We start from the raw sequence: 9,992 nt of genomic DNA, 5'->3' as shown, positions 1-9,992 counted from the left end.
CCGTGTAGGCGTCGTTGTTTGCCAGATGAGCGGCGAGGTCGATCCCGGCCTGCTGGGCTTGCATCGTGAATGCCCCGTCGAACCATGCGCCGGCATTGTCTTCCGAACCATCGATGCCATCCGTGTCGCAGGCGAGGGCCGCGATGGAGGGTGAATGTTTCAGAGCGACGGCGAGCGCCAGCAAAAACTCGGCGTTCCGTCCACCCCTCCCCTTTCCTCGCAACGTCACCGTCGTTTCTCCTCCGGATAGCAGAACGCAGGGCTTACCGATGGGCACATCGTGCTCGAGCGCCGACCGAGCAATCCCCGCCATCACCTGGCCCACTTCCCGCGCTTCCCCCTCGATCGCGTCGCCGAGGATCAGAGGATGGAGACCGAAGCCGTGCGCCCTCGCGGCCGCGGCCATGAGAGCCGAATGCGGTGTCGCCAACACGTGAACCGGACCCGACACGGAGGGCTTTGTGATTGCGTTGGCTCGTATCGCATTTCGCACATGGTCTGGCAGATCGATGTCGTAGGCGTCGAGAAGCGCAAAAACTTGGTCCGGATCGGAGGCTTCCGGGATCGTCGGCCCCGATCCGATACTGCCAGGATCGTCGCCCGGCACATCGGAAATCAGATAAGTCACGAGCTTCGCGTCGCCGACCTGCGCGGCGAGTCTGCCGCCCTTGATGGCGGACAGGGATTTGCGAACCCGGTTCATCGCGCCGATCGGCATTCCGGAGGCAAGAAGTGCCTTGTTGACCGCCTGTTTGTCGGCGAGGGTCAGGCCGTCGGCCGGGAGGGCGAGAAGCGCGGACGCGCCGCCGGAAATCAGGAACACCACAAGATCGTCTGGACCCGCCTTCCCGGCCAACGCGAAAATTCGCTGCGCCGCTTCGAGCCCTGCCTGGTCGGGAACGGGGTGGGAAGCCTCAACGATTTCAATGGAGCGCGTCGGAACTGCGTGGTCGTAGCGGGTCACCACGAGCCCTTCGCACGTGCCACCGACTTTCGCCCAGGATTCCTCGAACGCCGCCGCCATCCGGGCCGACGCCTTGCCTGCGCCCAGAACGATGGTGCGGCCCTTCGGGCGGTCGGGCAGCAAGCCGTCGAACTTGCCTTCAGGCAAGGCGGCATCGAGAGCGGCCTGAAAAAGGGCCCTCAGAATTACGGCATCGGTCGGCATGGTCGATCCAGGCTCGCGGGCGGAGCGTCCAGACTAAGGCCTTCCCTCAAGGAGAAAAGCCCCGGTCTGTCACAATCTGTGGAGGGGACGGTCAGGTTCCCGTGGCCGCCAGTGGCATCGACACGAATTCTTGCGATGATGCATCCGGACCCCGCAGTTCCTCTTGGGAGAAATCGTCCACTTGGATCACCGCGGCGACCGCATGATCCGCTTCGGCGAGGAGCCGGGCGTCGTCGTCGGAAAGCTGACCGGCTACTTGCGCATCCCGTCAATCGGCAAGTTGAGCCGCCCGAAGCCGGTCACGGATAGGCTTTGCCCGCTCCACCAGGGCGAATGCCCGCTCCAGTCGCACCAATCCATCGTCGCCGTTGCCGTGATAAAGCCCCGCTGTCAGCCGGTCCCGCGCGCCCGACGACTCGATCAACAACGCTGCGCATTGCGCGATGCGCTCATCCGATGGGCCGCGCGCCCGAACCCCGAACGGTTGAATGATAAACTTCAGGAGCCAGGCAGTCGGCCGGTTCGGCAGATTGTCGAAGATCTCGGCGAAACGGTTCTCGATGGTGCGAATCCCCGTTTCCAGACAATAGCGAAGGAGCGGAAGGTCGGCATCCTGGCGGCCCTCATCCTCCCACCGTTTGAGCGCCGCAGACTGAAGATAGAGCTCCGAGAGGATATCGCCGAAGCGCGCTGAGAGAAGCTCCCTGCGCTTCAACGCGCCGCCCATCGTGAGAAAGGCGAAGTCCGCTGCGAGGGCAAATCCCGCGGAATAACGACCTAGTTGCCTGTAGAACGAGGAGGCGGCCCCAGCGTCCGGTGCAGGCCCGATAGAACCGCCGGTCCAGCTGCGGCCGAGGGCTCTGAACATCGTCATTGCGGTATGGCCGATATGCGACCAGAAGACGGCATCGAAAGCCTTCACGCCGCGCTCTTCATCGGTATCGTTCAGGGCAAGGAGCTCTCTCAGGATGAACGGATGGCTTCGGATCGCCCCTTGACCAAAAATAATCAGACATCGCGTGAGGATATTGGCGCCTTCTACGGTGATCCCGACAGGAATGGCGCGATAGAAATTGCCTATATAGTTGAGCGGCCCGTCGATGACGGCTTTTCCAGCATGGACGTCCATTGCATCATTGAGTGCGACACGCATGTGCTCCGTAGCGTGGAGCTTCATGATGCCCGAGATAACGGCCGGATGATGCCCTTGATCGAGACACGCGCACGTGAGTCGACGCGCGGCATCGAGGAGGTAGGCTGCCCCCCCAATGCGCGCGAGCTTTTCCTGAACGCCTTCGAACTTGCCGATCGGCACATGGAACTGCTCGCGGATGCGCGCGTACGCTCCAGTTGTATGCGCGGCGAATGCAGCACCGGCGGCCGAAAGAGATGGCAGGGAGATGCCTCGGCCTGCCGCTAGCGCGCTCATCAACATGCGCCATCCTTGACCGACCCGCTCTCGCCCGCCGACGACATCGTCAATCGGAATGAAGACATCACGGCCCCAGTTCGGTCCGTTCTGAAACATCTGAAGCGCCGGTATGTGACGCCGTCCTATTTCGACGCCGGGCGCATCCGTTCGCACCAATGCGACGGTAATGCCGAGATCTACTTCGGGCCCTAGAAGATGATCCGGATCGGACAGCTTGAACGCAAGACCCAGCACCGTCGCGACAGGACCTAAGGTGATATAGCGCTTGTGCCAATTGAGCCGAATGCCGAGCACCTCCCGGCCGTCGACATTCTGGCGGCAGACGACGCCCTGATCGGTCATGGCGGCCGCGTCAGAACCAGCCTCCGGGCTCGTCAGCCCGAAACAGGGAATTTCCCGACCGTCCGCCAGGCGCGGCAGCCAGAAATCCCGCTGCTCCTTGGTGCCGAACTGCATGAGCAATTCGCCCGGACCCAAGGAATTCGGCACCATCGTCACCACCGCGGCCGCGACTGACCGCGTAGAAATCTTGCGGACGACCTCCGAGTGGGCGTAGGCCGAAAAGCCAAGCCCCCCGTATTCTTTCGGAATGATCATGCCGAAGAAGCGATTGGCCTTTAGAAAGGCCCACGCCTCCGGGGGAAGGTCTCGATCCTTCCAGGTGATCTGCCAATCGTCGAGCATGCCGCACAACGTCTCGACGGGTCCCACGATAAAGGCCTGCTCGTCCGCGGAAAGCGATGCGGGCGGAACGTCGAGGAGCTTTCGCCAATCGGGATTGCCCGTGAACAGGTCGCCGTCCCACCACACATCGCCCGCTTCGATGGCTTCCCGCTCCGTGGCCGACAGGCCGGGCATCGCCTTCTTCGCCAAGCGATAGGCCGGGCGGGAGAGCCATTTTTGGCGAAGTGTGTAATCCGGCATGCAATTCCCTTGGTTCTCGTTGTCATCGCTGAAGCGCTTCAGCGGGTAACGTCATGATTTCTCAAGTGTTCCGGCCCCGCGTGACATCGCGATGAGCCTGTCGAACATCTCGTGAACGCCATAACTATAGTGCAAGCCCTTATGACTTGGTCGGGTCAAACTCTCGCTCTATGTTCGCCCGCACGAGGCGATGTGGCCCAGGATGACAGGAAGAGCGAAACGATGGAACGCGTAGAAGTCGCAGGTCTGAAGGTTGCGAAGGTTCTCTATGATTTCGTTCAGAAGCAAGCTTTGGACGGAACCGGCGTTTCGGGCGAGACTTTCTGGACCGGGCTTGCCGGACTGATCCGCGACTTTGCTCCCCGCGACCGCGCCCTTTTGGCCGTGCGCGATGATTTTCAGGCCAAGATCAATACCTATCATCGCGAGAGAACCGGGAAGGCATTCGACCAAGGCGCATATGAGAGCTTTCTGCGCGAAATCGGATATCTCCTCCCGGAGCCTGAGAATTTCTCGGTCGCAACGCGCAATGTCGACGACGAGATTGCTCGGATTGCCGGCCCGCAACTCGTCGTCCCAACGTCCAATGCGCGCTACGCCCTCAACGCCGCAAACGCCCGCTGGGGGAGCCTTTACGACGCGCTTTATGGCACTGACGCCATCCCGGAAGACGGCGGTGCAACCCGATCGGGCGGATACAACAAGATCCGTGGCGCCAAGGTCGTGGAACGGGCGCGCGAAGTGCTCGACGAGGCTGCTCCCCTGAGCTCCGGCAGTCACAAGGACTCGATCCGTTATTCGCTCCAAGACGGATCGCTCAAGGTCGATCTGAAGGATGGCAACGCGGTCGGACTCGCCGACGCATCGCAGCTCGTCGGTTACCTCGGCGACCCCACGGCGCCGACCTCCGTGCTTTTGCGCCATCACGGCCTCCATCTCGAGATCAAGATCGATCGTTCCAATCCCATCGGCGCGGATGATCCCGCTGGAGTCGCCGACGTCGTCCTCGAGGCGGCGATCTCGACGATCATGGATCTCGAAGACAGTGTCGCCGCGGTCGACGCCGAGGATAAGGTCGTCGTCTATCGCAACTGGCTTGGCCTGATGCGGGGAGATCTCACCGAGCGGCTGCAAAAGGGCGGCCGCACGATCGAACGAAAGCTCAACGCAGATCGCACGTTCAAGGAGCCGTTGACGGGAGACGTTCATCTTCACGGCCGAAGCCTGATGCTGGTGCGCAACGTCGGACATCACATGTTCACGGATGCCGTTCTCGATCAGAACGGGCAGGAAATTCCCGAGACCATTCTCGACGCCGCCGTAACCTCGCTCATTGCCATGCACGATCTCAAAGGCACTGGCCCGTATCGCAACAGCAGGACCGGCTCTGTCTATATCGTGAAGCCAAAGATGCACGGCCCTGACGAAGTCGCTTTCGCGGATGATCTGTTCGCCCGGGTCGAAGACATGCTGTCGCTGCCGCGTCACACGCTCAAGATGGGCATCATGGACGAGGAACGGCGCACGACGATCAATCTCAAAGCGTGCATTCGCGCCGCCGAAGAGCGGATCTTCTTCATCAACACGGGCTTCCTCGATCGCACCGGCGATGAAATTCACACCTCGATGGAAGCGGGGCCGATGGTCCGCAAGAACGATATGAAGTCGACCGCGTGGATCAAAGCCTACGAGGACTCGAACGTCGATATCGGCCTTGCCTGCGGCCTTCCGGGCAAGGCGCAGATCGGCAAGGGCATGTGGGCGGCACCCGACAAGATGGCCGATATGCTGACGCAGAAGATCGCCCATCCGCAGGCGGGAGCAAACACCGCTTGGGTACCCTCTCCCACGGCAGCCACGCTGCACGCACTGCACTATCATCAGATCGATGTTCAGGCCCGTCAGGAAGAGTTGAAAAAGCGGGCGCGGGCCAAGCTGTCGGATATCCTCACGATTCCGGTGTCGCAATCAAACTGGGCGCCGGACGCCGTGCAGCAGGAACTCGACAACAATTGCCAGGGTATTCTCGGGTATGTGGTTCGCTGGATCGACCAGGGCGTCGGCTGCTCGAAGGTTCCGGATATTCACGATGTCGGGCTGATGGAAGATCGCGCGACGTTGCGCATCTCGAGTCAGCACATCGCGAACTGGCTCCGCCATGGCATCGCCTCCCCGGAGAAGGTGATGGAAACACTCAAGCGAATGGCGGAAGTGGTCGATCGGCAGAATGCCGGCGATGCCCTCTATCGCCCGATGGCTCCGACATTCGACGGACCGGCCTTCAAGGCCGCCTGTGAGCTCATCTTCAAGGGGCGCGCCCAGCCGAACGGCTATACCGAGTGGGTGTTGCACGAGCGTCGTCGCGAAGCAAAGGCGCTCGGCGCGGTTTCCGCATCCGCCTAGACACACCCCGATATCGATCGTTCCGCTTGCCGCATGGTCTTGTGCAGCGGGGCAACGCCAGYGCTTGAGAGGACAATGCGATGAATGATCGGCCAACCGGCTACGTGATCGATGTGCCTGCGGTTCCGACCCTGCCGGTCAGTGGCACGGAACAACTTTTTCCCGTACGCCGCGTCTATTGCGTCGGGCGAAACTACGCGGATCACGCGATCGAGATGGGCCACGACCCCAATCGGGAACCGCCGTTCTTCTTTCAGAAAAACCCCGACGCGCTCGTCACGACTGGCGAATTTCCCTATCCGGTCATGAGCGCCGACGTGCATCATGAAATCGAGCTCGTCATCGCGCTCGGGATCGGAGGAACGAACATCTCACCAGATCGTGCGCTCGACCACGTCTTCGGGTATGGCGTCGGTCTCGACATGACCCGGCGTGATCTGCAAGGCGAGGCGAAGAAGCTCGGGCGACCGTGGGAAATCGGTAAGTCCTTCGAGGCTTCCGCCCCGTGCGGGCCGCTTATGCCTGCATCAGAGATCGGACACCCCTCCAAGGGGACCATCTGGCTCGACGCGAACGGAACGCGCCGTCAGACAGGGGACCTGTCACAGATGATCTGGAACATTCCGGACACGATCGCTTATCTATCGACCTTCTTCACCCTGGCGCCCGGCGACATCATCATGACGGGAACGCCGGCGGGCGTCGGAGCTGTCCAACGGGGAGATGTGCTCTCCGGTGGCGTCGAGGGCGTCGGAACCATCGAAATTCGCGTCGTGTGAATCAAGAAGCCCGGTCCAGGGACCGAGCTTCTTGCCGTTGATCAGATTCCGTTGAGACTGACGTACTTGATCTCGAGATAACCCTCGATGCCGTATTTGGAGCCTTCGCGGCCGAGGCCTGATTGCTTCACGCCGCCAAACGGCGCCATTTCATTGGCGATCGCGCCCGTGTTGACGCCGACCATGCCGCTCTCGAGCGCTTCCGCCACACGCCAGACACGCGCCATGTCGCGCGCGTAGAAATACGACGCGAGGCCGAACTCGGTGTCGTTCGCCATCGCAATCACATCGGCTTCGTCCTTGAAGCGGATGATCGGCGCGAGCGGGGCGAAGGTTTCTTCCTTCGCAACCTTCATTTCCTGCGTAATGCCGGTCATCACCGTCGGCTCGAAGAACGTGCTGCCGAGTTTCGAGCGCTTGCCGCCGGCAACCAGCTTTCCACCTTTCGCCAGTGCGTCCTTGACGTGCTCTTCCATCYTCTCGACGGCGCGTTCGTCTATCAGCGGACCCTGCGTGGTGTCRCTGAGCGTGCCACGACCGAGCTTGATCTTGCCGACTTTCGCTGTGAGTTTCTCCACGAAGGCGTCGACGATCGAATCCTGCACGTAGATGCGGTTGGCGCAGACGCAGGTCTGGCCCGAGTTGCGGAATTTCGACAGCATCGCGCCGTCAACGGCCGCATCGAGATCCGCGTCATCGAACACGATGAAGGGCGCATTGCCGCCGAGTTCAAGCGAAAGACGCTTGATGCCGTCCGCCGCCTCTTTCATGAGCCAACGGCCCACACCGGTCGAGCCGGTGAAAGTGATCTTGGCGATCTTCGGGTTGTGGCAGAATTCCGTCCCGATCGGCTTGGCTTCACCGGTCACGACAGAGAATGCACCTTTCGGCACCCCTGCGCGCTCGGCGAGAACCGCGAGCGCGAGTGCTGAAAGCGGCGTCTGCGCCGCGGGCTTGAGCACCATCGTGCAACCAGCGGCCAATGCGGGTCCGACTTTGCGAGTGATCATGCCATTGGGAAAATTCCACGGCGTGATCGCCGCGCACACGCCGACGGGCTGCTTGAGAACGAGAATACGCTGATTTCCATTGGCGCTAGGAATGACATCGCCGTCGATGCGCTTCGCTTCTTCCGCGAACCACTCGATATAGGCCGCATTGGACACGACTTCACCCTTCGCCTCGGCGAGGGGCTTACCCTGCTCGGTGGTCAGGATCAGAGCGAGATCATCCGCATTGGCGATGATGAGGTCGTACCATTTGCGCAGGATTTGGCTGCGCTCCTTGGCCGTGCGCGCGGCCCAGGTCTTTTGAACGTCATGAGCCACATCGATGGCGCGACGCACTACATCGGGGCCGAGGTCTGGAACGGATGCGATCAGAGCGCCATCGAAGGGATCCGTGACATCGATTGATTTCCCGCCTTGAGCCGAGATCCATTCACCGCCCACATAGGCCTTGTCCGTCAGGAGAGACGGATCTTTCAGATCGATCCGTCGGGTCCCTTCGCTCGATTTCAACTGGGCTGTCATGACAAACTCCGGCGTTCAGTGAAAATGGCACTGCCCCGATATATGTCGCATTCACGCTCATGGAAACCGGGTTTTCGGGTTTATCCGCGCGGGTCTGCCCTTCACCAATCGACGGTCAGATCGCTTGGCTGAAGCGGATCGGTTCTTCCTCCCTGAACTGGTCGAACACGGCGGCAACAAGCCGCACGAACGGTCGCCCGGCACCCGTCAACGCTACAACGTGACCCTCGGTAGTGACGACCCCATCCACGACCAGCGGTCGCAGGAGCGCCAGTTCGTCGGCGAACTCGTCAGCCCCGCCGAAGAGGCCGAGATCGACTTTGAAGTTGCACATGAGATGCTCGATGATCTGCCCACGCAGGCGGTCTCGGTCGCTCAAACGATAGCCCCGCGTCGTCGGAATTCGCCCCTCCGACATCGCTCGCTGATAACTGCCGACATCAGCGATATTCTGGGCAAAGCCATCCGTCGTGCGTGATATGGCAGACGCCCCGAAGCCGAACAGATTTGGGCGGTCATCGTCCGTATACCCTTGGAAGTTTCGATAGAGCCTCCCTTCACATGCCGCGGACGCGAGCGGGTCGTGGGGCAATGCGAAATGATCGATTCCGATCTTCGCATAGCCGTGAGCCGTCAATACCTCCGCCGCAGCCTGGGCCTGAAGGAACCGCGCGCCAACGTCGGGAAGCGTCGAGGGGTCGATGAGTCGTTGGTGGCGTTTGCGCGCCGGCATATGAGCATAGCCGTAACAGGCGATCCGTTCGGGCTTGAGACCGGCCACGGCTTCGCATGTGCGACGGATCGATACCTCTGTCTGCAAAGGGAGGCCGTACATGAGATCGAAATTGATCCGCGTCAGGCCAGCGGCGCGAAGAGCGTCCACAGCCGCCCCGATGACGGATTGCGGTTGAATCCGGCCAATCGCTCTCTGCACTTCAGGATCGAGGTCTTGCACACCTAGGCTCACTCGATTGATGCCGAGATCGACGAGCGCGCGCGCGAACTCCAAATCCACGTACCGAGGATCGAGCTCCATGGCATGCTCGTGCTCGTCCTCGAAGGAAAAATGACGTCGGATTGCGCCGATCACGGTGGCGATCCCGTCCGTCCCGAGAATGCTCGGCGTACCGCCTCCCCAGTGCAAACGAGACAATTTGAGACCAGAGGGCAACTGGCCAGCAACCAAGGAAATTTCCGCGACGAGGCTATCTCCGTACGAGAGGATTACCTCATCGCGGCGAACCACCTTGGTGTGGCACCCGCAATAATGGCAGAGGTCGCGGCAGAAGGGCACATGAACGTAGGCCGATGCGCTCTCTTTCGCATCGACGCGACCGAGCCAGCGCGCATAGTCCCGGGAGCCGATCGCGGAAGAGAACTCCGCCGCGGTCGGGTAGGACGTATATCGCGGAACGGGCAAACCGCCATAGCGCGCGATAAGAGAGTCGAACATTACGACCGACTCTCTTCCTCGTGACGCCGGTCCTCGCGCATCTCGAACCACATGGCGTTCAAAATCGCGAAAGTGCAGGCCAGGCCGACACCGAGGATCCAGGAAAAATACCACATATCTCAGGTTCCTCAGTAGGCGTTGGGGTTCTTGCTGATCGAATCCGCCGTCACTGTGCCGCTCATGACGCGATAAACCCAAGCGGTGTACGCAAGGATGATCGGCAGGAAGAAGCAGGTGACAAGCAGCATGATCCAAAGCGTCAGGTGGCTCGACGAGGAATCCCACACAGTCAGGCTGGCGT

At 61.1% G+C, this 9,992-nt stretch carries 7 protein-coding genes and 1 pseudogene; 2 read left to right on the top strand and 6 right to left on the bottom strand.

From position 1 onward, the window contains the following. Together AC1DT3_RS05115 and AC1DT3_RS05110 are read right to left on the bottom strand one after the other, a co-directional pair. The coding region (locus AC1DT3_RS05115; protein WP_477464164.1) for a glycerate kinase type-2 family protein at window positions 1-1,168 on the bottom strand (1,168 nt) is incomplete at its 3' end. A gap of 91 nt (window positions 1,169-1,259) precedes the next feature. Next, window positions 1,260-3,524: pseudogene (locus tag AC1DT3_RS05110) on the bottom strand (acyl-CoA dehydrogenase). Between the two features lie 222 nt (window positions 3,525-3,746). Between AC1DT3_RS05110 and AC1DT3_RS05105 the strand changes: the two are divergent. Beyond that, window positions 3,747-5,927, top strand: coding sequence for a malate synthase G (locus AC1DT3_RS05105; RefSeq protein ID WP_477464163.1), 2,181 nt, complete (start codon window positions 3,747-3,749; stop codon window positions 5,925-5,927). 80 nt (window positions 5,928-6,007) lie between these two features. Then, window positions 6,008-6,706 carry a fumarylacetoacetate hydrolase family protein gene (locus AC1DT3_RS05100; RefSeq protein WP_477464162.1) on the top strand — a complete coding sequence of 233 codons (699 nt, stop codon included), beginning with the start codon at window positions 6,008-6,010 and terminating at the stop codon, window positions 6,704-6,706. A gap of 41 nt (window positions 6,707-6,747) precedes the next feature. Here the strand turns inward: AC1DT3_RS05100 and AC1DT3_RS05095 are convergent, their stop codons facing one another. From AC1DT3_RS05095 to AC1DT3_RS05080, 4 genes are all read right to left on the bottom strand, one after another. After that, a complete protein-coding gene (locus AC1DT3_RS05095; protein WP_477464161.1) occupies window positions 6,748-8,238 on the bottom strand; it encodes an NAD-dependent succinate-semialdehyde dehydrogenase in 1,491 nt (496 codons plus the stop codon). Window positions 8,239-8,353: 115 nt separating this feature from the next. Beyond that, the gene (gene hemN / locus AC1DT3_RS05090; protein ID WP_477464160.1) at window positions 8,354-9,691 is read right to left on the bottom strand and encodes an oxygen-independent coproporphyrinogen III oxidase; all 1,338 of its coding nucleotides are present in this window, start codon (window positions 9,689-9,691) and stop codon (window positions 8,354-8,356) included. Beyond that, window positions 9,691-9,807, bottom strand: a complete 117-nt coding sequence (gene cydX / locus AC1DT3_RS05085; protein ID WP_477464159.1) for a cytochrome bd-I oxidase subunit CydX — start codon at window positions 9,805-9,807, stop codon at window positions 9,691-9,693. The genes hemN and cydX overlap by 1 nt, the downstream gene beginning before the upstream one ends. 12 nt (window positions 9,808-9,819) lie before the next feature. After that, window positions 9,820-9,992: cytochrome d ubiquinol oxidase subunit II (locus AC1DT3_RS05080; protein ID WP_477464165.1), on the bottom strand; the 173-nt coding region annotated here is incomplete at its 5' end.

Source organism: Microvirga sp. P4_G7 (assembly GCF_056401005.1).
Note: the sequence above shows the minus strand (reverse complement) of the source record. Positions and strands in the feature narration are given on the sequence as shown.